This window comes from Trinickia dinghuensis (assembly GCF_003367175.1).
Classification (GTDB): domain Bacteria; phylum Pseudomonadota; class Gammaproteobacteria; order Burkholderiales; family Burkholderiaceae; genus Trinickia; species Trinickia dinghuensis.
Map to the genome: position 1 here is coordinate 53,949 of NZ_QRGA01000010.1, position 24,727 is coordinate 78,675.

Sequence of the window (24,727 nt, forward strand, 5' to 3'; positions counted from 1 at the left end):
CCGACAGACGCGCGTCTCGCACGGATACACGAGAGCGATACCAAAAGCCTTGCCAAATTTAAATGCGTCTTTTAGATGGACTTGCTCGCGTACTCCTCTGTAGGATCGGGCGTTTTTCTGAAAGCTGTATCCTTGCCGCTATCGAAGGCGACACTCCAATGACATGCGTACGATGTTGGCCAACTTAGTAGTCGTATGCCACGCGAAACCCTGTATGACCTGCTGCGCTATCCGACGGCATTCCCAAGCGAGCAGCGATCCGATAACGATAGCAGTAGCTCTTGTGACAAAGGTATGAGCCTCCTTTGATGACTCGCTCATTCTCTCGCAACGCGCGCTTGTTTCTGATGCGCGCGCTCTTGGAGATCGAATGTATCCGGTACATGTCCGCGCACCACTCCCACACATTCCCCGCCATATTGAACAACCCGTATCCGTTCGGGTTGAAACTATTGACCGGAGCAGTTGCAAGATAGCCATCAGCGGCCGTGTTCTCGTGCGGGAAGATCCCTTGCCAGATATTGCAGTGGATGAGCTCATCCGTAGGCTCATCGTCACCCCACGGAAAACGTGGATCCAGCAACCCACCGCGCGCAGCGAACTCCCATTCGGCCTCAGTCGGGAGACGCCCGCCAGCCCAAGCCGCATACTCACACGCGTCTGCCCAGGAAATATGTACAGCCGGATGGTTTTCGCGCTCCTCGAAGGTCGATCCGGGGCCTTCAGGATTCGCCCAGCAAGCACCGTCGACCTTCCGCCACCACGGCGTCCCAGCTGGCATCTCATACCGTTCGGGGTTTTCAAGCAAGAGGTGGAATACAAAGCTCCATCCGAATTTCTCCGCCTCGGTCACGTAACCCGTAGCCCGGACGAATTCACGGAATCGTGCGCCACTTACCGCGTATCGTTCAAGCGAAAATGGCCGCAGCTTAACTTTGCGTGCAGGACCCTCTCCGTCGTTTCCGATGATGGGTGAATGCGTTCCGACAAAAGACGGTCCACCACATAAAGTAACTGCTTCGCGCTCGTACTTGGGATCGACATGTGTGCCGGCAGGAGAGATCGAACCGACCGTTGAAGGAGGGTTCGCGGAGCGTCGTTCCCGAGCGCAACAACTTCTCTGCTTCGATTCGTTTTGCAAGGTTTCCAAGCCACATTCGTTGGATGAAGCCAGCTACGTGCGCCTTCCCGCCGTAGTACGGGAAGGCCTGCCAACCTGCCGAAAAGGACTCACACTGAGTAGAGGGCTTGTGTGAGATCCGAAGCCGGCTGCGGTGGCCAGTGATGTCCACGCTGGCTAGAAAGATCTCGATTGATTCTCGGATTTGCCGGACGATTTGGGAATCCGACGAACTTTCCGTCCCTCAACCATTCGACATCGTCTCCATACAACTCAGACGATAGTCTCGCTGTGAGTTCCGCACGGATATCTTCGTGCTCGGCGCTATGCGCCAGATTCTGCAACTCCTTCGGATCTTTCTTGAGATCGAATAACTGGAAGGTATTGCCGACCGGATAGTAAATGAGCTTGTATCGCTCGTTGCGAATCATCCTCGACGCGGTGTCATCGGTCCCATACTCCGCATACAGGGTCGACCGGCGAGCCTCCTCGACCATCGACAAACCATTGCAGGTCGAAGGTACGGGGATCCCCGTCATTCCCAGCAGGGTCGGCATCACATCTGAAAGGGTTACGAGACGATCGTCTGCAACGCCAGCGCCGATCGAGGTGTCGCCTCGAGTCGGCACGAGGATCATGGGCACGTTACAGGATCCTTCGTAGAAGGATGCCTTCGCCCATAAACCGTGGTCACCCAGTGTGTCCCCGTGGTCCGCCGTGAACAGGATGATCGTGTCATCGAGCAGTCTTTCTTCCCTAAGCGTTCCAATGACACATCGCAGTTGATGGTCGATGTGGGTACAGAGCGCATAGAAGGCGCGCCGAATGTTGGCAATCTGCATCGCACTATGTTTTTCGTTGCGCTTGCGCTTCGAAGCTACCATCCAGGGAAGCTCCTCGTCGTACCAGTCCCCCGCGAATGGCGGGTCCATCTCTACGTCGCGGTACATGTCGAGATAGCACTGAAGCGGGACCAGCGGTGGGTGCGGATGGCGATAGGACAGGTACCAGAAGTTGGGGCGAGTCGGATCGCGACGCTTGATCTGCCGGATCATTCCTTGAGTTGCCCAGTTCGTCACGTGGAGGCGCTCCGGAAGGTGCCACGGCCGGTGCACATACCCGTCCGTACACATGCCGTGGTCGAACTGCTGACCGACGTATCCCTGATCGCCCAGGAACAATTCATAGTCGTCCGTCACACCGTATTGCGCCCGTCCCTCCTCGTCGAGAAGCACGTCGTCGAAACCGATGCGATTACGTTGCGGGAAGACGTGAAGCTTGCCTACAGCGAAGGTCTGGTAGCCCGCGGCGCTGAAGGTTTCCGCGAGCGTTCCCGTTGGCATTGGCGACCGCTCGTTATACACCCGATCACCATGGCCGCGCGGCGACGTACCCAGCATGAGACTACGCCGGGCAGGAATGCAGATCGGACATTCGGTCGTAGCATTTGGGAAGCGAACACCGGCTCTGGCAAGATCATCCAGCGTGGGCGTCTGGACGACCGGATGACCTGCGATGCCAAGCAACTTGCCGGGCCAATGATCCACAGTGATCATCAGGACGTTGGGCTTACTCATTCTTTCTCCTTCAGAAAATTACGTTCAGGTAGATGACACAAGCGTCATCCGCGCTGTCGGTCCCTTGGGGAAGACTCCTTCAACGGAGCGTGCGGTCTGCTCGGTCGATCGAGCCGGCCATGCGCGCAGACGGCGACAGCCTCTCTTCGCCAGGGCCGATTGACGAACCGAGCTCGCCAAGCTTTACGTCTCGTGTCTCGGGCGCAAACACGTGGCAAAACACGCCACCAAACACTAACGTCCCGACGCAGACCAGCAGCGATGTCTCGATGCCGAAGCGTTGAACGGCGAGCGGCAAGAGAAAGGTTGCAATCGCTGATCCGAGCCGGCTGCAAGCGATGACGAAGCCGGTTCCAGTGGCGCGGAGCTCGGTTGGGAAAAGTTCAGCGGTGTAGAGCGGTTCCGCATTGGTTGAACCCGAGAGCACGCATGCAAACAGGCCAAACAAAACGATCGTCACCATGGGGCTAATGCTTGTGCTTGCAAGCAAGGCAAGCAGGACAGCGCCGCCGTAGAAGGTCCAGATAAGAAATGAACGCCGCGGAACCCGGTCGATGAGCGCCAAGCCCATGAAGAGGCCGAGAATCAGAAGTGCGTTGTAGACCATCGCCCCGACTAAACTGTTCTCGACGTGCAGGGCTTGGAGAACCCTCGGAGAGAATGTGCCAAGTGCGAAGTAAGGGATGACCTGGCAGGTGAAAAATACACACCCGACCAGCGTGTTGCGCCGCATTTTCCTGGTGAACAGCGCCGACCAGTTAGCACTTCTCTTCCCGGTTCCGTCCGAACGCCGCATATCGAGCGTCACATGTGATCCGAACGTTCGCTGCACGATACGCAAGGCGTCGCTGACGCGGTCCTTTTTAATCAGCCAAAGCGGAGACTCCGGGATGCTCAGACGAGCCGGAATGATCAAGAGAGCAGGCACGCCACTGATTGCCAGCATCATTCGCCACGAGTGGGGATCAATTTCCTTGATGGCGTAACCTACGAAATAGGCGGCGACATACCCGATGCCCCACGCCACGGCGAGAAAGCTGACAAGGCGGCCTCGAGACCGTCTCGGAAGGTACTCGATCACGAGCGACTTTGCGACGGCGTAGTCTGCACCCAATACGAGACCGAGCAATACGCGGAAGATCAACAGTTGCAGCGGTGAAGTGACGAAATACTGACCCGCCGACAGGAGGGCGAATATGATCATGTCGTAGGCGAAGATGCTCCTTCGGCCGAATCGATCGGCCAAAGGTCCCACGAAAAAACTGCCCAGAAACAGACCAGCAAGCGACGCCGCTCCGATCAAGCCAATCCAGGTCGCGTCCAGATGCAGAGGAGTCGCCGCAACGCTCAAAGCGATGCCGACGATCCCTAGAATAAAGCCATCATTGAACTGCCCACCCGAACCCGCGAGCACCACACGCAGGTGAAATCTCTGAAGTGGTAGGTCTTCCATCAGCGTTGCACTTGACATCTCGTTCTCTCTCCTTGAGTTACCGCGTGCTCGAATAACTCCCCTGACTGATCAGCGTGGGCCCGTTTCGCGATGTCTCAACGACGACCTCTTTCGTTCGAATCGGATCGACGCATGCCCGACTAATCGAGTCGAGAGGCGCAACAACACGACCGGGCGCTGCATCGTTAACCTAGGGTTGATCCTTACTTCATGTTAACCTTGGAAATCCCGCTGCGAAGACTTACCATGCCTGTAAACGTAGGCATTCCAATTTCCCGGGTCAATTTACATCTGCAACCCGGACCCATACATGGTGTTTGGTATGAGCGTTCGGCTCCCATCGCTTCAGGCACTTTTCGTCTTCGAAACCTGTGCTCGCGCATTGAATTTCACTCGAGCGGCGGGTGAGCTGAACGTCACGCCGGTCGCCGTGAGCAGAATGGTGTCGAGGCTTGAGGACTCGCTCGAGATCAAGCTGTTCGCACGAGGAAAGGCCGGTCTCGCTCTGACGGATCAGGGCGCATTCCTTCTTCGTGCTGTGAGCTCGGGATTCGGACAGATCACTGCCGCAATTGAAGAGTTGAAAAGGCAACAGGCCGGGAAGGAAGTGATCACCCTGTCGCTCTACAGCGGTTTCGCCTCTCTGTGGCTGATACCACGGTTCTCCGAGTTCCTGGAAGCTTTTCCTACAGTCAACCTTCGCCTCGAAGTGACGTCTGCACGCCAATATGGCCCGTTGGAGGGGGCTGACTTGGGTGTTCGGCTAAGGGATAGGGCGTCGGACAGATTCCTGAAATGTCTTTGCCCTGAGATCATCCTGCCTGTGTGCAGCCCCGCGTACCTCGCGGAGTTCGGGCCAATCGATTCCCCGTCCAAAACGAACCATCACACCCTCCTCCATGTTGACCCTACGACGTACACCTGGGCCGATTTCTACGAAGGAATCGGGCGCACCTATCCAGCCCATTACCGAGCGGTCCAACATACGGATCCAGGCCTCGCGGTTCAAGCTGCGATGCTTGGGCAAGGCGTGGCGTTGGGGAAACTGCTCGCGATCACGTCGGTGTTGAATACCGAACAGATCGTTCCGGCGAGCAGTCATTATGTCGCGACGGGACTCGACTTCGTCATCGAATTCAGGACGCAGAACCCGTCCAGACGAGCACAGGAAGTTTCAGATTGGCTTATCGATGCTATGCATGTCGAACTAAATAAAGCTAGTCCAATCTTCGATTCGTTGACTCGCGTTGAGCATGTCGAGGCTCGGGCACGCCATGCCGTGCCCTAAGGTTGTTGCCTTTTCGACGCCCAGCGGGGCTCGTTTGTCGTTGACAGACTCGCAAGCCGGCGCTAACCAAGCGATACGCACAGCTCCGGAATGACCTTGAACAGATCGGCCTCGATTCCGTAATCAGCGACGCTGAAGATCGGCGCTTCAGGGTCGGTATTGATCGCGACGATGACCTTCGAGTCTTGCATCCCGGCGAGATGCTGGATCGCAGCGGATATGCCCGCCGCGATTTACAGCTGCGATGCGACCGACCTTGCCAGTCTGCCCCACTTGCAGATCGTTCGACTGGCGCCAGTGGCGGCGCGCAGCTTATCCGTAAGCGGCGTGACGATGTGGCGGAACTGTTCGGCCGAGCCGAGTGCGCGTCCGCCGGACACAACAATTTTCGCATCCGCGAGTTCCGGGCAGTCTTGCATTGCTATCTGGTTGCGTTCGAACCTGCCTTTCCCGCTATCGCTCACGGCATCGATCGTTTCGACCGGCGCCGTTCCGCCCGTAGTGGGTGCAGGATCGAACCCTGTTGTTCTCACCGTGATGACCCTCTTCTGATCGAGACTCCGCACGATGGCAATCGCGTTGCCTGCATAGATGTGCCGCTCGAAGGTATCCGCCGATCGGCCCCGGACCATCGCTGATCTGCCCCACGTTGAGCCGCGCTGCCACGCGAGGCGCGATATTCTTACCGCTCGACGTGGCCAGGCGCTTGAAGTTGATCGAACTAGCCACCGTTCGTCAGCCGACCGACGATCGATAACGACCGCTGTAAGGGGCGGAGGAGACGTTCGAGCGTAGCGCAACGCAGACGGATGTGGCCAGCACGTTGACGGATCGCGAGCGCGATATCGCGGCGCTTCTCGTGCATGGACTAACGAGCAAGGAGATCGGCAAGGAGTTGAACATCAGCCCGAGGACGGTCGATATTCATCGCGCGAGCCTGCTGAGGAAGTATGAAGTGCGGGCGACATCCGATCTCATTGTACGGCTGCTTGCTTGAATCGCGATTTGGAAGGACGCCGGCGGATTTCTGAACATCCCATGCTCGGGAACGATACTGGGTCCGACGCCGAGATTCGCCTCGTCGCGGAATGCGCACCCGCATATACGTTACAGGTAGATGGGTCGATAGTCACAACTAGCTCGTGCCGACGGCTGATGCCCACTCCACAGCCTGCGTTCATCCGACTGCCTGAACGTGAACGTTGCCGTAAGTGAGGCATTTCAATCACCTCACTGCGACACTCAACCTACTCTTCGAAAACTCAACTGGCGCGGAAAAATGACCTCCTGCCAGAGCCCAGCCGATAGGGTGCGTAGAACTACGCAATCGTCGTTGCCGGCTTCAATTCTTGCTCGTCATCGGACGGTAGCGGCTTTTCAGGGTGCATCCAGAAGGAGAACAGGATGCCGACGATTAACATGGCAATCGAGAGAAGGAAAGGCAGTGCCCAATTTCCGGTCCTGTCGATGATAAATCCAAAGGTAAGTGGTGATAGGACCCCAGCGACGCCGAAGCCGATGTTCATAAAGCTGCTCGCAGTACCGGCGAATCGTGGCGCGATGTCCATTGGCACCGACCAGAGAGGGGCAATGACCAACTCCATGCAAAAGAACGCGCAGCACAAACTTCCAGCGACGATCGTGAGGTCCTTGACGAGAAGAACGGGAATGAGGAAAACCAGCGCTCCAGCCATACCACAGATAATTACGTTTCGCCGGGCCTTTTTCAAATCTCCGCGGCTCTTAAATACACGGTCACTGAACACCCCTCCTAGCGTGTCCCCCAAAATGCCAGCAACGAAGACGCCAGAAGTGAAGAAAGCCGAACTCTTCAGGTTCAGGTTGTAGCTATGCAAGAAAAAAGACGGCAACCAGGTTAAAAATACCCAGAGTGTCCAGGCATAGCAGAAATCGACCACAGTTACAGGCAGCATACGAACAAGGAGCCTTCGGACAGGCACCTTCACCTTTTCTGTCTTGTCTCTTGCTACCGACAAGGTTGCGAGCTCCGCCTTCGTCACCCCCTTGTGCGCAGCGGGCTCATCGCGAAAATACCAGAACCAACAGGCGACCCACAACATTCCTGCGACGCCGGCGAGCACAAAGGCAACTCGCCAATCCCAAAGCGTCATCAAAAGCGCGATGATAGGTGGCGTCATCGCGCTACCGACACGAGAGCATGCGTGAGTGATTCCCTGAGCAAAGCCACGACGCTCGACCGGCAGCCATCGTGACATTGCAGACGTAGCAGTCGAAAGAGAAGGCGCCTCGCCTACACCGAGCAAGAATCGACACGCTGCCAACGACCAAAGCCCCCCTGAAAATGCTGTAAGGACCGACGCCAGCGCTACGGTCAATCCGAACCAGGTGAGGATGCGACGTGGACCCACCTTGTCACCAAGCCAGCCGCCGAAAAGTTGCACAACCGCATATGGATAGGCGAACGCGGAGAAGGCGAACCCCAGTTCGACATTCGATAGATGTAAATCGTGACTGATTGCGCTGGCAGCAGTCGCGATATTAACGCGGTCCGAATATTGAATCAGATAAAGCAGACAGATAAGCAGCAACACTAGGTCCGCCGCAGCGGGTCTCCACCGACGAGATGCCATGCTCTGAGTCTCCGAAGTAGCCCATATTGTATCTACTTGTATCAAGACATTCGAAGTCATGCTATAGTTTTGTCTTATGTTGTGTCAATCGGGTTTACGAGCACTTTCCCACCATTCCGGAATGGCGGAGTTCGTATGTCTCGATACTCGTGTGACGGAGAAGCCCTTAATTCCAGCCTTCAAGGCGCAGGGTTGCTCGAACCAGGCGCTGCTCTTCCTGTTCGATTTCGCGCAGTGCCGCGCACACGCCGTTGATGTGGTCTGAGGCCGCTTTGCGGGCCTGGTCTGGAAGTCGACCGATGACCGCGTTGTAGAGCCGGGCATGTTGCCGGTCGATGCCGCGTTTATGCGCTTCGCGATGGTAAAGATTATTCACCGATGCGAACACGGAACTGAGAAGGAGGTCGTTCAGCGAACTGAGCGTGTGGACTAGCACTGGGTTACGAGATGCCTCGCATATAGGGTGCGGGGTTGTGAGCCAAGCAGATACATGAGGGGGGAGGTTTCGGTGCGCCCCGTCAGACTCGCGACATAAGAGCCCCGACCATGCGATGTCTCAATGATGCCCCGAGCTCGCAAATGCTTCAGCCCCTCTCGCAAAGCGGTCCGCGATACCCCGAGCTTTTCCACCAGACGTCGCTCCGACGGCAGTGGTTGGCCTGGTTTGAGCACGCCATCGACTATCAATTGCTCGATTCACTCAGCAACTACGTCCGCTAGCTGGCGGTGAGGCGTGCTCTCTGCTCCTGAGTTCATATTCATCCGACGGCGCAATCAACTGGTAATACCACTGTTATTATTAAAAAAGAGGCAGCGGAAAAAAATACTCAATGATGGGCATATCAAATGGATTCTTGCAAGGCCGTTCGAGTATAGACGTGAATAAACTGGTATTACCACTGGTCCAGCCTGTCGACAAGACGCACGATGAGCAGCAACAATGCATCACGCAACGCCATCGGATGGGTCAAGTTGGCTCTCTGACCAAGGCGAGGAGACTTCATGAGTTACGAATACAACGAAGCGATCGATGGCCCGCTCGTCACCCATGACAGGGCCACGGTTGTGGCTCAGCTCAAAGCCCGCGCACCCGACTTGACCATTCTTCACGAACCTGAAGATTTGCGGCCGTTCGAGTGTGACGGGCTGTCAGCTTACAGAACCACACCGCTCCTCGTCGCGCTCCCCGAGACCGAGGAACAAGTGGAATCGGTGCTTCGTTATGCAAATGAAAAACTGGTTCCGGTAGTCGCTCGCGGTGCGGGCACTGGCCTCTCGGGCGGTGCACTTCCCCTTGAAAAGGGAATCCTGCTTGTCATGGCTCGGTTCAATCGAATCATCGAGATTGACCCGATTGCCAGCATCGCACGCGTGCAGCCAGGGGTTCGCAATCTCGCCATTTCGCAGGCAGCAGCCCCTCACGGCCTTTATTACGCGCCCGACCCTTCGTCACAAATCGCATGCTCTATCGGCGGTAATGTCGCGGAGAACGCTGGTGGCGTGCATTGTCTGAAGTACGGCCTCACCGTGCATAACGTTCTCAAGCTCGAAATCCTGACTATCGAAGGTGAGCGCGTTACGCTGGGTTCGGAAGCGCTTGACGCGCCTGGCTTTGACCTGCTGGCGCTTTTCACCGGCTCGGAGGGTATGCTCGGCATCGTGACTGAGGTCACGGTGAAGTTGCTCACGAAACCCCAGAGTGCCCGAGTCCTGTTAGCAAGCTTCGATGATGTCGAACGCGCGGGTGCGGCCGTTGCCGAAATCATTGGCGCGGGAATTATTCCAGGCGGGCTCGAGATGATGGACAACCTCGCGATTCGGGCCGCTGAAGATTTCATTCATGCCGGATATCCGGTCGATGCGGCGGCCATCCTTCTGTGCGAAGTCGATGGTGCCGAAAGCGATGTGCGAGAGGACTGCGAAAAGGTCGAAGCGGTGCTGCGTGCTGCTGGTGCGACGGATGTACGACTTGCCCGAGACGAAGCCGAACGCCAGAAGTTCTGGGCCGGACGCAAGAACGCATTCCCTGCGGTTGGTCGAATCTCTCCCGACTATTACTGCATGGACGGCACCATACCGCGTCGCGAATTGCCTGGTGTTCTTGCGGGCATCGAGCGTCTCTCGGTTGAATATGGTTTGCGAGTGGCGAACGTGTTTCATGCCGGAGACGGCAATCTTCATCCTCTGATTCTCTTCGATGCAAACGCAGGCGACACTGAACGCGCGGAAGCACTCGGCGGCGCCATCCTCGAATTGTGCGTGAAAGTCGGGGGGAGCATCACTGGCGAACACGGAGTTGGGCGCGAAAAAATCAATCAGATGTGTGCTCAATTCAACTCTGACGAGTTGACTCTGTTCCATGCCCTGAAAGCAGCGTTCGACCCGAAGGGTCTGTTGAACCCTGGAAAGAATATTCCGACGCTGCATCGCTGCGCGGAGTTCGGTTCGATGCACGTCCACCACGGCGCTCTGCCGTTCCCGGAACTGGAGCGCTTTTGATGTCGAACAACATGATTCCCATGGACGACAGCAGCCGCCTCGTCGACGAAGTCGCGCGCGCAATATCGACGCACATCCCGTTGCGTATCCGCGGCGGGAACACCAAATCGTTTCTCGGGCGGCAGACGTCAGCCGAGGCTGTCGAACTAGATGTTAGAAGCCACAGCGGCATCGTCCAGTACGAACCAACAGAATTGATCATTACGGCGCGAGCTGGAACACCCGTCGCCGAACTGACGTCGGCATTGGATGCAGCCGGACAAATGCTTCCATGCGAGCCACCCGAATTCGATGGCAAGGCAACGCTCGGAGGCGCCGTGGCAGCGGGACTGTCCGGACCGCGTCGGCCGTGGGCTGGGTCGGTACGCGATTTCGTTCTGGGCGTGCGCCTTATCACGGGTGAGGCCAAGCATCTCCGTTTCGGCGGAGAGGTCATGAAGAACGTCGCGGGCTACGACATGTCGCGTCTTGCTGCAGGCAGTTTCGGCAGTCTCGGTGTCATCACCGAGGTGTCCATGAAGGTGCTCCCCAAATCGCGAGCCCGACGAAGTCTGGTGCTCGAAATCGAAGCGACGGAAGCAATGACGGAGTTGTCCGCGTGGCGACGAGGAGCGTTGCCCGTCACTGGAGCGTGCTATGCAGACGGGCAACTGCATGTTCGGCTCGAAGGCGGGGAAGGCTCAGTTGCCTCGGCCGTGGACCGAATCGGCGGTGAAGAACTCGACATGCAGTTCTGGACGCGCCTTCGCGAGCAGAAATTGCCATTCTTCGACAACCTCCGACCGCTCTGGCGCGTTTCGTTGCCCTCCGCCGCGCCGCTTATGTCCCTGCCCGGGGATGTCTTGCTGGACTGGGGTGGCGCGCAGCGATGGCTCAAGACTGCTGCAGCCTCCACTGAAGTTCGCGCCGTTGCTCAGGCGGCGGGGGGGCATGCGACCCGATTCTCACGGCGCGCCACGCCAGACCTGCCAGATGCCGAAAGCCCATTCGCGCCGCTTGCCGCGCCATTGGCGCGCTTGCATCGCGAACTCAAGTGCAGATTGGACCCGCATGGCATTTTCAACCCCGGCCGTCTCTACGCCGAAATCTAACGGGAGCGACGCATGCAAACCAATCTTAGCGAGCACGCGAAAGGCCTCGCACGGGCTGACGAAGCAGAGTCGATATTGCGCAGTTGTGTACATTGTGGTTTTTGCAATGCAACGTGCCCCACCTATCAGGTACTTGGAAATGAGCTCGACGGTCCGCGCGGCCGGATTTACCTCATCAAGCAATTGCTGGAAGGTCAAGATGTCACCGAAAAAACACAACTGCATCTCGACCGGTGCCTGACTTGCCGGAACTGCGAGACGACGTGTCCTTCGGGCGTGACTTATCACGCGCTGCTCGACATCGGCCGAGCGGAGTTGGAACGGCGTGTGTCGCGACCCGCCGGCGAACGGATTCTGCGTGAAGGACTGCGTCAGGTCATTCCGCGACCTGCGGTCTTCGACGCGCTGCTGAAAACCGGCCGGCTCGCGCGTCCGTTTTTGCCCCGAGCGTTGAAGCAGAAAATTCCGTCTCCAGCTGTACCCGCAAAAGCGCGTCCGCCGGTGCGTCATTTGCGTCGCATGCTGATGCTCGAGGGTTGCGTGCAACCGTCGCTATCGCCGAATACCAATGCGGCCACTGCAAGAGTGCTTGACCGGCTAGGTATCAGCATTGTCAATGCACCGCAGGCAGGTTGTTGCGGGGCAACAGACTATCACCTGAATGCGCAGGAGGCCGGCCTCATGCGTGCCCGCAGAAATATCGACGCATGGTGGCCCGCAATTGAAGCGGGCGCAGAGGCCATCATTCAGACCGCGAGCGGATGCGGCGCCTTTGTAAAGGAATACGGACACCTGTTGAGCCGCGACCCCAAATACGCGGAGAAGGCGTCGCGAGTGAGCAAGATGACGCTCGACCTGGTCGAAGTTCTCGGAGCTGAATCCCTGGAGAACCTTAACCTGGGCGAGCGAAAGCGCGTGGCTTTCCATTGCCCTTGCACGCTGCAACACGCTCAGAAATTGGGAGGAGCCGTTGAGGCAATCCTCAAGAGGCTTGGTTACGACTTGACTGATGTTCCTGACGCTCATCTGTGTTGTGGTTCCGCAGGAACGTATTCGATTACTCAGCCCGAGTTATCGACCAAGCTGCGCGATCGCAAGCTCGACGCGTTGGAAAGCGGCAATCCCGAGCTTATCGTGACAGCCAACATCGGTTGCCAGACCCATCTCGGGGCGCGAATCGCACCGGCGTAAGGCATTGGATTGAACTTGTCGAAGATGCACTTCAATAATCTCCAGGAAGACTATGCAGACGAAGCCTGTACTTACCATCAACGAAATTACGCAAATCCTCGATGCTGCGCGTAGCGAGGCGGAAAAAAACAAGTGGCCGGTGGCCATTGCAGTAGTGGATGACGGCGGCCATCTTCTTGGTTTGCTTCGGCTGGACGGGAGCGCACCAATCAGTTCCGATATGGCAATTGGGAAAGCAAAAACATCCGCTCTCGGTCGTCGTGAATCGCGGCTGTACGAAGAGATGGTTAACAACGGTCGGACCGCCTTTGTCAGTGCTCCGCTCGTCGCAGCCCTGGAAGGCGGCATTCCCGTGGTTGTCGATGGTCATGTCGTCGGTGCCGTGGGCGTATCCGGCGTCAAGCCGGGTGAAGACGCGCAGGTCGCGCGCGTTGGCGCGCAGGCGCTGGCTTGAAGCGCACTCGGCGCGAGTCTCGATTTCCCCTCTCTAGTCACTCACAGGCTGAACACCCCATCAGCCCGTTCCTCGTTGGAGTAGCAAATGGTTGAAATGTCCGAGCGTCACGGCCTCAAAGTGGCGCAGTCGCTTGAACGCTTTGTCGAAACCGAGGCTCTGCCCGGCACCGGTATCGACAAGGAAGCATTCTGGTCGGGATTCTCCGCAATCGTTCACGACCTCGCACCGCTCAACCGAGCGCTGCTTGAGGAGCGTGAACGCATGCAAGCGGAACTCAACCGCTGGCATCGCGAACACCCTGGCCCGGTGACTGATTTGAAAGCATATCGGTTGTTTCTTGAGGGCATCGGCTACATCGTGGCGTCACCCGCGCGCGTTCAGGCAACAACCGAGAATGTCGACTCTGAAATCGCGGACCAGGCCGGACCTCAACTTGTCGTTCCGCTTTCCAATCCGCGATACGTGCTGAACGCAGCGAACGCTCGATGGGGCAGCCTGTATGACGCGCTCTACGGGACCGATGCCATCTCCGAAACTAATGGCGCTGAGCGTGGTTCAAGTTTTAACCCGAAGCGCGGCGAACTCGTCATCGCCTTTGCACGCCGTCTCCTGGACGAAGCTGTACCGCTGGCATTGGCTTCTCACGCCGATGTGACGCACTATGCGGTCGAAGGCGACGCACTAGTTGCGACGTTAAAAGATGGACACGCTCGACTGAAGCACCCGGCGCAGTTCGTCGGCTATCGTGGAACTGCGCTATCCCCGTCGGCGATTCTGCTCAAACACAACGGTCTGCATCTCGAAATCCAGATCGATGCGGACGACCACATCGGTAGGACGGATAGAGCTCACGTCAGCGACGTCGTCCTGGAGGCAGCAGTATCGACAATTATCGACTGCGAGGATTCAGTTGCAGCAGTCGACGCGGCAGATAAGGTTCAGCTGTATCGGAACTGGCTCGGGTTAATGAGGGGCGTTCTTGCCGAAGAGGTGACGAAGGGCGGCAAGACGTTCACGCGTAAGCTGAATTCCGACCGTGAATTCACCGGCACGAACGGAGAGCCGGTCAAGCTGCACGGCCGTTCATTGCTGGTCATTCGCAACGTTGGGCACCTCATGACGAACCCTGCGGTCACGGACCGGGAGGGAAAAGAAATTCCGGAGGGGATTCTCGACGCAGTAGTGACAACCTTGTGCGCACTGCATGACCGGAAAGTGAAGCTCAATTCCCGTCGAGACTCGATCTATATCGTGAAACCCAAAATGCACGGTCCGGCGGAAGTAGCCTTTGCAAGCCAGCTGTTTGGCCGAGTTGAAGATTTGCTTGAGCTTCCGCGCAACACGATCAAGATGGGCATCATGGACGAGGAGCGCCGCACGAGCGTGAACCTTGGTGCATGTATCGCGGCAGCCGCGCCACGCGTCGCATTCATCAATACCGGCTTCCTCGATAGGACCGGCGATGAAATGCACACGGCCATGGTAGCGGGCCCCATGATGCGCAAGGGCGATATGAAGTCGAGTTCATGGATTTCTTCGTATGAGCGTAATAACGTCCTTGTCGGACTCTCGGCCAATCTGCGCGGTCGTGCGCAGATTGGCAAAGGCATGTGGGCCATGCCGGACCTGATGCAGGCGATGCTCGAACAGAAGATTGGCCACCCAAAGTCAGGAGCAAATACGGCATGGGTGCCGTCGCCAACAGCCGCCACTCTGCACGCACTGCACTACCACCAGGTAGACGTCAAAGCCGTGCAGCAGGACCTCGAGAAGGTTGACACCAACTCACTTCGTAATGAATTGCTAGAAGGGCTTCTGACTATCCCCGTGGTCGAGAGCGCTCGCTGGACCCCGGACGAAATTAAAGCGGAAGTTGAAAACAACGCCCAAGGCATTCTTGGGTATGTAGTCCGCTGGGTAGACCAGGGAGTCGGATGTTCCAAGGTCCCTGATATTCACGACGTCGGATTGATGGAGGACCGCGCCACCCTGCGTATTTCCAGTCAGCACATCGCCAACTGGCTCAGGCATGGCGTTGTGACGCGAGAGTTCGTTGAGGAAACGCTACAGCGAATGGCTAAAGTCGTGGACCAGCAGAACGCTGGCGACCTGGGCTACAAACCGATGGCGGGCAACTTCGAGGCTTCACTTGCGTTTCAAGCCGCTCGCGCGCTCATCTATCAGGGATGCGAGCAGCCGAGTGGCTACACCGAACCACTACTCCACAAGTTCCGGCTGCATTTGAAAGCACAGACCGCACACTAGCTCTTTCTGGTTTACCAGAATATTGGAGGCGCACGGGCAGTTCGGCCGTGCGCCATTTTTTTGCCCTGGGGATGGCGAACCCGAGTCCGGTTGGGTTCCGAGGTTCCGCGTCGGGCATTTGTCTATGTCGTGACTGCTGCGCATCCATTCAAATCGATGTTGACAGTACTGGGATGTCTGGCTACTATCCTTCTATGTTGTCTTAATACAGGCTAAGACAAGCAAATGTTTCCAGATAGACATTGCCTTACATTTCGCAGGCTAACGTCATCTGATTGGCTCAACACGTTGCCCCCACTTTACGAGTTTAAACAGGAGACGGCGAATGCTTCTCAACGATGAAGAAACCGCAATGCTCAATGGTGAGCGCGGAAAGGTCCTGCAGATGGCCATGCGCCATCAGGTTCAAGTCGGCGACTTCTTCGGAGCACGCGATTTCGTCCCGGTGACCCAAGCACACGTTATGGCCGATACGGAAAGCCTGGGCCAAGCCGGCGTAATGTGGCTCGAAAGCCTTTCCGAGGCGAATGACGGCCGTCACACTGTTTGCATCCCGACCATTACCGACCCGCGCGGTACGGATTTCAGCAAAGCGAACGACCTTGGTCAGCGCGACTGGATGGTCGAGTTGGAACGTCGAGCCATTCACGCGTTCGAGCGCCTAGGTGTCAGCATGACTGACACCTGTATCAACTACCAGACGGTTCTGGCCGCAACGCGTGGTGAACACGTCGCGTTCGGAGATACCGGCGTTGTCATCTACTCGAATTCGGTGAATGGTGCGCGTTCGAACTTTGAAGGCGGTCCGTCGGCATTGTCCGCGGGGCTGACCGGGCGCACGCCGCGTTATGGGTATCACCTCGACGAACAGCGTCAGGCCACGATGCGTTTCCGAGTTGACTTCACGCCGCGTACGCTCAACGAATGGGGAGCGCTCGGCGGCGTCATCGGCCGTCTGGCGGGCAACTACTGGCAGGTGCCCGTCATTGAGGGCATCGAAGGTGCACCGACGTCCGACGACCTGAAGCACTTCGGCGCCGCCATGGCGAGCTTCGGTTCCATCGCCCTCTTCCATCTCGTCGGCATCACACCGGAAGCTCAGCGTATTGAAGACGTGGGCGGCGACAAGCTGCCAGTTCATCACCGTATCGACCGCGCACAAATCGAAGCGCTCGCGGCTAGCTACGCAGTCACGAAAGCAATCGATGTCGTCGTCTTCTCCGCACCGCAACTGAGTCTCTATGAGCTGCGCTCGCTTGCCGAGCTCTGTGACGGTCGCAAGTTCAAGGTCCCGCTCCTTGCGGTGACTAGCCCGCAGGTGTCGCCGGATTCCGAGCGTTTTGGCTATACGCGTCGTATCGAAAGCGCGGGAGGCACCGTGTTGTCCGGCATGTGCTTCTACCAGTCGTACGCACGCGAAATGTCTGAAGCGAAGGGCTGGAAGAAGCTTGCGACAAACAGCGCAAAGCTTGTGAATATTCTGGGCGGCTATGGCTACACGCCCATGCTGGCATCGATGGAAGAATGCGTCGCTGCCGCGGAAAAGGGAGAACTGGCATGAGCGAACTCGTGTTGACCGCGCGTCACGCGCTTGGAAAGAAGGTGTCGGCAGAGGCACTGGTTGCGAAGGATGGATTCTCCGCGCGCTACGACCTGAATCGTCTGGAAGGCGTTTTTTCGCGTCCGGCGCACAAGCTGGTCGGACAGTCGTACGTCGGCCGCATTCTCGTGCTGGATACGGCAAAAGGTGGCGTCGCGAGCGCGTGGATGCTCCACGAAATGCAATCGCGCAACATGGCTCCGGTGGCCATCATCTTCAATACGGTGAATACGATTTTGGCGCAAGGCGCAGCGCTGGGCGGCATTTCGATGTTGGCTGGGTTTGACCAGGACGTGACCGAGGTTATTCCGCACGGCTCGCTAGTTGAAGTCGACCCGGAAACGAAGACGCTTCGTCTGTTGCGTGCCGGCTCCGGCAACACTGCGTCCGCGACTTTCTCCCACGGGCAATCGGCAACGTCGCCGGTCCACATCAAACCGCGACACTGAGCTCCGGCGGTAACTCGCTAGACCGCAACGCCGCCTTCAAGGGCGGCGTTGTTCTCTGTATCTCATCGTGAAGGCAATTTCCTCGCCTCAGAAGCTTCGAAGCGTCTGACGCGTAAGGTTGTCAGCAGCGGTGACCGTACTGTTGCAGCCACCATGAAAACGAATCCTCGCCTGCTCCGAGCCTTCCTGTGGAAGGCAGTGCGCCAACCCGATACCCATACCATGCTTCTTTGGGCCGTTGTTGTCGGTGTGGCCGGCGCCTACGCGACCGCCGCATTTCGTGAAGGTATCGATGTCTTGCAGCGAGCGATTGGTGGGAAGCCGGGGAATTTCGTAGAGTTGGCAAAAGCGCTGCCTTGGCCTGCGCGGATTGCCGTGCCAACCGTAGGTGGCCTGATAGCAGGCGTATGTCTGCTTCTTGCCCGCCGCGGTTCTTCGAAATCAGGTGCTGACTACATGGATGCCGTCACCGTCGGCAGTGGTGTCGTACCTGTCCGGCAAAGTCTCTGGCGAACCATTTCGTCGCTGTTCTCCATCGCCAGCGGTGGTTCAATCGGTCGAGAAGGCTCGATGGTTCAACTCGCGGCTCTTTGCTCTTCGATTCTTGGCCGTGTCTTTCGATTCGACCCGGCACGGTTACGAATGCTCGTCGCCTGCGGCGCCGCGGCCGGCATCACCTCGGCATACAACGCACCCATCGCCGGCGCATTCTTCGTTACCGAGTTGGTCCTTGGTTCAATGGCTATGGAGTGGTTCGGGCCCATCCTCGTTTCGTCTGTGGTAGCGAATATCACGATGCGTGAGTTCGCAGGTTACCGACCTCCGTACGAAATGCCGGCATTCCCAACAGTCACCGGTGTCCAGGTGCTTCCGTTTGTGGTCCTCGGTTTGTTGTGCGGCATACTCGCCCCTCGATTCCTTCAGCTTCTCGCAATCTCCAAAAAGGGATTTGGGAAGCTGCCGGTTCCTCTTCCGGTGAAGCTCGCCTTGGGGGGCACAATCGTCGGCACCGTGTCGGTCTGGGCGCCCGAAGTATGGGGGAATGGCTACGAGGTTGTGAATTCTCTTTTACATCAGCCATGGACGTGGACTGCGCTGCTCGTTGTCCTCGTGCTCAAGATTGTCGCCACGCTGGCCACTGCTGGAACGGGCGCCGTCGGAGGCGTTTTCACGCCGACGCTTTTCGTCGGAGCCGTACTCGGATGTATCTTCGGAATTGGCGTACACGGCATTTGGCCACAAACGAGCGCTGAACCATTCGCCTACGCAATCGTCGGCATGGGCGCCTTCCTGACGGCCGCCACCAACGCGCCGCTGATGGCCATCCTCATGATTTTTGAGATGACCTTATCCTATCAAGTGGTGTTGCCACTGATGCTTTCCTGCGTCATTGCGTATTTCGTAGCTCGCAACGCAGAGCACAGTTCGATGTATGAAGTCACGGTGCGTCGAAATCGTGAATTGAAGGACCGTTCGCGCCTTGCCGCGTTGAAAATGAGCGAGTTGCTGAAGCCTGCCGACACCATCGTTCCGCTCGACGCATCGGTCAATGAACTGACTCGCATGTTCGCCGAGCATCCGGTCAAGTATCTCTACGTTGTCGACGACAGCCAGCATTTTTGTGGTGTCGTGGCGCTAGAAGATGTCGCATCGGACCTTGCGTATCCGCGCACTCCGCCACGCAGGGCGGCTCGAGACTATCTCCTACCTGAATTTCATGTCCTGACACCTGATATGAACCTGGGCCAAGCGCTCAAGTTATTTCTAACATTTCGCGGCGAGCGCCTGCCTGTCATAGACTCGGCTTCCAGAAACGCGTCGATTCTCGGCGTGGTGTACAAAACGTCGCTGTTGGACGCATATGGCCGCATGAACCCCTCTCGTTGATGACGGGCGCAGATAGGACGCTGTTCCCCCCCGCGCTCGTATATCAATTTGTCGACTGTGAGTCGAACAACACTTCAAACTGCTCGGCTGCGTCTCGCAGAACGGGAAGCTTCAACAGTAACGCCTCCAAGCTGCTTCTGGGCGACGCCGCGTGGCAAACAAGCGCAATTGCGTTTCGGGAGCTACCCGTCGGCACGGGCACCGCAACTCCAACCATTCCTGTGACGAACTCCTCACGATCAGTGGAAATCCCTTTTTCCGCGAGACGCGCGAGCTCTTCCTCCAGCTTCGCCCGGTTGGTGATGGTGTGTGGAGTGCGTGCTGTGAGTGTGAGCTTGTCGAGCAGCGCCGTGCGTTCCAACGGCGGTAGCTGGGACAAGAACAATTTCCCGCCAGCCGTGCAATGAAGAGGATGCCTGGAGCCGAGTTCCAGATGCATCCTCAGCGGCTCCGCCGTTTCGACACGCTCGAGATAAAGCACACAGTCGCCGTCGAAAGCTGACAGGTTGCAAGTCTCGCCAAGGCGAGACACAAGTCCGCGAAGAACCGCGCGGCATTCTCGTCGAAACGAGCTGTTGCTGAGTGTGGCCGCGGAAAGTTGCGCGGTACGGGGGCCGGGAATCAGCCCGCGCGCGTCGGGCATACGGCCCAAGTACCGACTCGAAATGAGCAAATCCACCAGTCGGGCCGCACTTGCTTTAGGGATGTCAAGACGCATCGCTATCTGGGCAATCGTTACGGGCTCGTTCGAGGCCGAGACGCGCTCGAGAAGACTCAGGAGTCGAAGCATTTTGTGCTCTTGGAGCGAATCGGAAGTACTCATTCTTCTCCCTTGGGAACGGTCTGCTTTCTTGTTCAAAGAAGCATTTTTAGTCTCAATTTCCGACGAACCGCAGCATTTTGCTTGCAGCCACATGTCTCATGTTGTATCAACATAGTAAGACATTTAAATACAAGACGCAACCCGATTTTCTTTGGCTCGGGTACCGACTGACGAACGGAGACACTGTCATGCATGCCTTCTTGCCCATCAACGAGATGGGGCGCTCTCGTAGCTTGGCTACCCATTCAGCGGTGCTTTCTGACGCTGCAACGGTAGCCCCTAGGGGCCGCTTCAAGTCGTTCCCAGCCCCCTCCCGCAAACCGGATTCGCTCGCCCTTCTGCAAGGGCCCATGTAACGCGCGTCAGCGCAATGAGGTCAGTGATGGACAACGATTTCACTCAACACTCCGTAGGCGCAGCCGAAGTGATTACCGAATTCCAGAAATGCGGAATTGACTTCGTCACGACAGTACCAGACATGCTGCAGATTGCTCTGCATCAGGCGCTCGAAAACGAGGGCAACGGCATTCGCGTCGTGCCCACTACTACCGAAGACCAAGCGGTCGAAGTAGCCGCCGGCCTGTATGCAGGCGGTCGCAACGTCGCAATTTTGGTACAGAACCAAGGCTTCTATGCCGCGATAAACAGCGTCCGCGCGCTGGGCCTCGACTCGAAGATTCCCATGCTCTTCGTGGTCGGCCAGTTCGGACGTGAGTTTTCGAATCTAGGCAAGGATCCTCGTGAATCACGTCGCCTGATGGTTCGCATGCTCGAACCGCTGCTCGAAACGCTCGATATCCCCTACTGGCGACTGGAGGCTCCTGGGGACGAAAAGCACGTTACCGCTGCTTGGGAAGCGTCTCGTGAGCGCAAAGGTCCGGCCGTACTTATCGCGGGTCACTTCATGGGTTTCTCGCAAACGAACGACGCAATTAAAACGCAGCAATCTGCGTGAAGGAGCCAATCATGACCATGTCAGCTGCAGAAGCTTGTGAAATCATTCAGAACTCGCGAGGCGATGCCATCGTCGTGAGTACGATGGGTGCGATGAACGCCCTGGACAAGATTTCGTCCGACCCTCTCAATGTTGCTTGTGTGCCCCTGATGGGTGGTGCCGCATCGTTGGGACTGGGTCTGGCCCTGGCACAACCCGGGCGACCTGTGTTCGTGCTCGATGGAGATGCAAGCTTGCTGATGGAATTGGGCGGCCTGGTCACTGTTGCACAGGCGGCGCCAGGCAAGTACGTGCACTTCCTGCTCAACAACAGCACCCAGTTTTCCGGGCTCGGCAATCTCGATACACCTGGTGCACAGACGGTGGATTTCGTAGGCCTTGCGCGTTCAGCCGGCTACCGGGCTTCGCATCGCATCAACAGCCGAGACGATTTCGAAAGTCGAATCGGTTCCATCTTGAGTGGCCCATCGCCGGTATTTGTTGAACTCATCGTAGCCAAAGAGGCGCCCACCTTGGGTCCAGCGAAACCTTCTGTGGAAATGACGGACGCGCGCTTCACGCGCATGGGGGACGAGTTACGGCGAATTCGCAGTTGCCTCGTTTGATGGCCATCAAAGCCGGTTGTCACTGTCGAGTGGCAACCGGAGGTAGTCAACAACGTCTATTTGGTCGCTGTGCGCGCAATGCTGCCATTCACGTTCTTGATGGAAGAGCCCACCGGCAACGGCCCCTGAACACTTAGCGAGAATTCATAGTTCTCTGGCCGGATAAAGAACGATGTGCGTTCACGTAGCGCGCCATCGTTTCCGAAGGACTCACGCTCCATCACAAGGACCGCGGCCTTCGCTGAGAGCCCCAGAAGCTGTCCAACAGAAGCACCAGCCGAGCGGGCGCGTATCCGGACTTCTGCCTTCGTCACAGGCAACTTCAGAACATTCTCGAGCAGCCCGTAGATAGGGTTATGGCTTACTTGCTCCCAAGTTAGTCCGCTCGCCTCAGGCGGCAGCGTCGACACGACGAGAGCGATCGGCTCTTCGTCGACCAAGTACAACCGTTTCAGTTGGAAGCAGTCGCCATCGGTCGCCCCGAAAGCCTGCCGAACGCTTTCCGATGCCGATGCCGGACTAAATTCGAGCAGCTTGGTCTTGGGTTCGACGCCTTGTGCAATCAGTGCGTCGTAAAAACCCCGCATCGGCTTCAGGTCGTGGAGAAACTTCTGACGTGATACGAAAGTGCCTTTGCCCTGCTTACTCACAACGTAGCCCTCGGCCAGTAACTGGGCGAGGGCTTGACGCACGGTTACCCGACTCACCCCAAAGCGATGCGTGAGCTCGTTTTCCGCGGGCAATTTGCTGTCTGTCGCAAATCCTCCGGAATCGATGTCCGCACGCAGCAGGTCGGCAATCTGCATGTAGAGCGCCGTCGGGCTTTCTCGATTAAGGAGTGGCTCGCTCGCGGCGAGGGGCAACTCATTTTCAGCAACTGCTGTGTTGCCATTCCCCTGCATGGGCGGCGGAGTCGAGCGACGGCGAGAGGCGCCGCGTTTTTCAGAATTTCCTTGCATCAAGGTCAGTCCCGAGAAGGTAAAACGGTGCGCTTTTTCAGTTCAAAAATGCATCTTCAGGCTCAGATTCCAGCATAAAGCGCAGTTCTGCTTGCACCGTCATAAGTGCCATTGTATCAATATGGTAATACATCTGCATACAAGTTGCAAATGCACAGCGCCCCCCCCAAGCGCGGAAGAACTCCGGAGACATGGCAGCATGCAAACATTCGATTACGTCATCGTCGGCGCCGGCTCGGCCGGTTCAGTCCTCGCAAATCGACTGAGCGAGAACGGGAAGTTCACGGTCTGTCTCCTCGAAGCGGGCCCAAAGGACCGGTATCCGTGGATTCACATTCCCATCGGATATGCGAAGACGATGCAGCACCCCAAATACAACTGGCGGTTCTACACCGAACCCGAGCCGGAACTGGCTGGCCGGAAGATTTATCAACCTCGCGGCCGGACCCTTGGTGGGAGTAGCTCCATCAACGGCCTCATCTATATCCGTGGCCAGAAGCGCGATTACGACGAATGGCGAGACCTCGGCAACGCTGGCTGGGGGTGGGACGATGTGCTGCCGTACTTTCGCAAGCTCGAGACCAACGACCTGGGCGCGTCAGCCACGCGCGGCGACAGTGGCCCAATGCATGCGACAAGCGTCCCACCAGAACACGAGTTGGTGGACGCCTTCATCGGAGCGTCTGAGCGCCTGGGAGTGCCTCGCACGAATGATTTCAACGATGGTCGTCAGGAGGGAGTGGGCTACTTCCAGGTCAGCACCAAGAACGGTTTCCGGTGCTCAACCGCAGTGGGTTATCTGAAGCCGGCGAAGAATCGAGCCAATCTGCATATCGAGACTCTCGCGCAGGCAACCAAAGTGTTGTTCGAGGGAAAACGAGCCACCGGCGTTCAGTACGTACGAGATGGTCGGACTCTCGAGGTCAAGGCGACGCGCGAAGTCCTGCTCTGTGCAGGCGCCATCCAGTCTCCGCAACTGCTGCAACTATCGGGCGTCGGCCCCGCGTCATTGCTCTCTGAATTCGGCATTCAACCCGTCCATGTCTCCCCGGGAGTAGGCGAAAATCTCCAGGACCACCTCCAGGTTCGATTGATGTACGAAGTAACCAAACCGATTACCACCAATGACGCGGTTCGTAGCTTGACTGGTCGCGCCAAGATGGGGCTGCAATGGCTGCTTCGCCGCAGCGGCCCTCTGGCGGTCGGCATCAATCATGGTGGGATGTTTTGCCGTGCGCTGCCAGAAGAGAACGCTACTCCAGATATTCAGTTTCACTTCGCAGCCTTGTCTGCGGATAGCACAGCCGGTGACGTTCATGACTTCCCTGGTTGCACGTACTCGATTTGCCAGCTCCGCCCAGAATCACGCGGTTTCGTGCGGATTCGCTCCCTTGAAGCGTTGGAAGCGCCGCGCATACAGTGCAACTACCTCTCGACTGAAACCGACCGACGCACGACAGTCGCTGGCGTCAAGTTCGCGCGCAAGGTCGCGACGACAGAACCGATGGCAGCTTACATGAAGCGTGAATATCGACCTGGCCCGACCGTACGCACGGACGACGAAATTTTGCAATTCTGCCGAGAATACGCAACGACGATTTTCCATCCATCCGGCACGGCCAAAATGGGCACCCCACAAGACCCAATGGCTGTGGTCGACGACGAATTGCGGGTCAGAGGTGTCGAAGGCTTGCGTGTCGTCGACTGCTCCATCATGCCGACTCTCATTTCAGGGAACACAAACATCCCCACGGTGATGATTGCTGAAAAGGCCGCCGACATGATTCTGAAGAGCGACCTTCGAAGAGCTGAGCCTTCGCACGTGATTGAAACTAAAAAAATCGTTGGACTCAATAAACAGGCGGCGCACCACGGCTGAGGACCGTTGCGAACTTG

Annotated in this window: 18 protein-coding genes and 3 pseudogenes; 13 read left to right on the forward strand and 8 right to left on the reverse strand. The window is 57.4% G+C overall.

Annotated elements, in window-relative coordinates:
* Window positions 1-184 precede the first annotated feature (184 nt).
* The 3 genes from DWV00_RS18390 to DWV00_RS18400 form a co-directional block, all read right to left on the reverse strand.
* A complete protein-coding gene (locus tag DWV00_RS18390) occupies window positions 185-1,150 on the reverse strand; it encodes a formylglycine-generating enzyme family protein (protein WP_220274714.1) in 966 nt (321 codons plus the stop codon).
* A gap of 80 nt (window positions 1,151-1,230) precedes the next feature.
* Window positions 1,231-2,697 (reverse strand): sulfatase-like hydrolase/transferase, encoded by a 1,467-nt coding sequence (locus DWV00_RS18395; RefSeq protein WP_115535043.1) that lies wholly within the window; start codon window positions 2,695-2,697, stop codon window positions 1,231-1,233.
* A gap of 79 nt (window positions 2,698-2,776) precedes the next feature.
* On the reverse strand, window positions 2,777-4,168 hold the full coding sequence (locus tag DWV00_RS18400; protein ID WP_220274715.1) for an MFS transporter: 1,392 nt from the start codon (window positions 4,166-4,168) through the stop codon (window positions 2,777-2,779).
* Between the two features lie 304 nt (window positions 4,169-4,472).
* Here DWV00_RS18400 and DWV00_RS18405 point away from each other — a divergent pair, with 304 nt between their 5' ends.
* Entirely contained in the window at window positions 4,473-5,438 is a 966-nt protein-coding gene (locus DWV00_RS18405; RefSeq protein ID WP_115535268.1) for a LysR substrate-binding domain-containing protein, read from the forward strand.
* A 62-nt stretch (window positions 5,439-5,500) separates the two neighbouring features.
* Here DWV00_RS18405 and DWV00_RS18410 read toward each other — a convergent pair.
* Window positions 5,501-6,137 (reverse strand): annotated as a pseudogene (locus DWV00_RS18410) (electron transfer flavoprotein subunit alpha/FixB family protein); the annotation flags it as partial.
* Window positions 6,138-6,249: 112 nt separating this feature from the next.
* On the opposite strand from DWV00_RS18410, the gene DWV00_RS18415 reads away from it, so the two are divergent.
* A complete protein-coding gene (locus tag DWV00_RS18415) occupies window positions 6,250-6,435 on the forward strand; it encodes a LuxR C-terminal-related transcriptional regulator (protein ID WP_245964928.1) in 186 nt (61 codons plus the stop codon).
* Window positions 6,436-6,757: 322 nt separating this feature from the next.
* On the opposite strand, the gene DWV00_RS18420 is transcribed toward DWV00_RS18415, so the two are convergent.
* Both DWV00_RS18420 and DWV00_RS18425 read right to left on the reverse strand, forming a co-directional pair.
* Window positions 6,758-8,011 (reverse strand): MFS transporter, encoded by a 1,254-nt coding sequence (locus DWV00_RS18420; RefSeq protein WP_220274716.1) that lies wholly within the window; start codon window positions 8,009-8,011, stop codon window positions 6,758-6,760.
* A gap of 205 nt (window positions 8,012-8,216) precedes the next feature.
* Window positions 8,217-8,746, reverse strand: a pseudogene (locus DWV00_RS18425) (GntR family transcriptional regulator).
* A gap of 306 nt (window positions 8,747-9,052) precedes the next feature.
* Between DWV00_RS18425 and glcD the strand changes: the two are divergent.
* From glcD to DWV00_RS18465, 8 genes and pseudogenes are all read left to right on the forward strand, one after another.
* The gene (gene glcD, locus DWV00_RS18430) at window positions 9,053-10,549 is read left to right on the forward strand and encodes a glycolate oxidase subunit GlcD (RefSeq protein WP_115535044.1); all 1,497 of its coding nucleotides are present in this window, start codon (window positions 9,053-9,055) and stop codon (window positions 10,547-10,549) included.
* Window positions 10,549-11,640: a glycolate oxidase subunit GlcE gene (glcE, locus tag DWV00_RS18435; RefSeq protein ID WP_115535045.1), complete on the forward strand. Its 1,092-nt coding sequence runs from the start codon at window positions 10,549-10,551 to the stop codon at window positions 11,638-11,640. Before glcD ends, glcE begins: the two co-directional genes overlap by 1 nt.
* Before the next feature lie 12 nt (window positions 11,641-11,652).
* A pseudogene (gene glcF / locus DWV00_RS18440) lies at window positions 11,653-12,869 on the forward strand (glycolate oxidase subunit GlcF).
* A 14-nt stretch (window positions 12,870-12,883) separates the two neighbouring features.
* Window positions 12,884-13,285: a heme-binding protein gene (locus DWV00_RS18445; RefSeq protein ID WP_115535046.1), complete on the forward strand. Its 402-nt coding sequence runs from the start codon at window positions 12,884-12,886 to the stop codon at window positions 13,283-13,285.
* Between the two features lie 87 nt (window positions 13,286-13,372).
* Complete coding sequence (locus tag DWV00_RS18450) at window positions 13,373-15,553, forward strand: malate synthase G (RefSeq protein WP_115535047.1); 2,181 nt, start codon at window positions 13,373-13,375, stop codon at window positions 15,551-15,553.
* 325 nt (window positions 15,554-15,878) lie between these two features.
* Window positions 15,879-17,114, forward strand: coding sequence for an aconitase X (locus DWV00_RS18455; protein WP_115535048.1), 1,236 nt, complete (start codon window positions 15,879-15,881; stop codon window positions 17,112-17,114).
* A complete protein-coding gene (locus tag DWV00_RS18460) occupies window positions 17,111-17,602 on the forward strand; it encodes an aconitase X swivel domain-containing protein (protein WP_115535049.1) in 492 nt (163 codons plus the stop codon). Before DWV00_RS18455 ends, DWV00_RS18460 begins: the two co-directional genes overlap by 4 nt.
* A 153-nt stretch (window positions 17,603-17,755) precedes the next feature.
* The gene (locus tag DWV00_RS18465; protein ID WP_115535050.1) at window positions 17,756-19,489 is read left to right on the forward strand and encodes a ClcB-like voltage-gated chloride channel protein; all 1,734 of its coding nucleotides are present in this window, start codon (window positions 17,756-17,758) and stop codon (window positions 19,487-19,489) included.
* A gap of 43 nt (window positions 19,490-19,532) precedes the next feature.
* On the opposite strand, the gene DWV00_RS18470 is transcribed toward DWV00_RS18465, so the two are convergent.
* The gene (locus tag DWV00_RS18470; RefSeq protein ID WP_245964929.1) at window positions 19,533-20,405 is read right to left on the reverse strand and encodes an IclR family transcriptional regulator; all 873 of its coding nucleotides are present in this window, start codon (window positions 20,403-20,405) and stop codon (window positions 19,533-19,535) included.
* Between the two features lie 289 nt (window positions 20,406-20,694).
* Here DWV00_RS18470 and DWV00_RS18475 point away from each other — a divergent pair, with 289 nt between their 5' ends.
* Together DWV00_RS18475 and DWV00_RS18480 are read left to right on the forward strand one after the other, a co-directional pair.
* The gene (locus DWV00_RS18475) at window positions 20,695-21,267 is read left to right on the forward strand and encodes a thiamine pyrophosphate-binding protein (protein ID WP_115535052.1); all 573 of its coding nucleotides are present in this window, start codon (window positions 20,695-20,697) and stop codon (window positions 21,265-21,267) included.
* 11 nt (window positions 21,268-21,278) lie between these two features.
* The gene (locus DWV00_RS18480; RefSeq protein WP_115535270.1) at window positions 21,279-21,872 is read left to right on the forward strand and encodes a thiamine pyrophosphate-dependent enzyme; all 594 of its coding nucleotides are present in this window, start codon (window positions 21,279-21,281) and stop codon (window positions 21,870-21,872) included.
* 56 nt (window positions 21,873-21,928) lie between these two features.
* Here DWV00_RS18480 and DWV00_RS18485 read toward each other — a convergent pair whose 3' ends face one another.
* Entirely contained in the window at window positions 21,929-22,831 is a 903-nt protein-coding gene (locus tag DWV00_RS18485; protein WP_115535053.1) for a GntR family transcriptional regulator, read from the reverse strand.
* A 199-nt stretch (window positions 22,832-23,030) separates the two neighbouring features.
* Between DWV00_RS18485 and DWV00_RS18490 the strand changes: the two genes are divergently transcribed.
* Window positions 23,031-24,710, forward strand: coding sequence for a GMC family oxidoreductase (locus tag DWV00_RS18490; RefSeq protein WP_115535054.1), 1,680 nt, complete (start codon window positions 23,031-23,033; stop codon window positions 24,708-24,710).
* The last annotated feature ends 17 nt before the right edge of the window (window positions 24,711-24,727 follow it).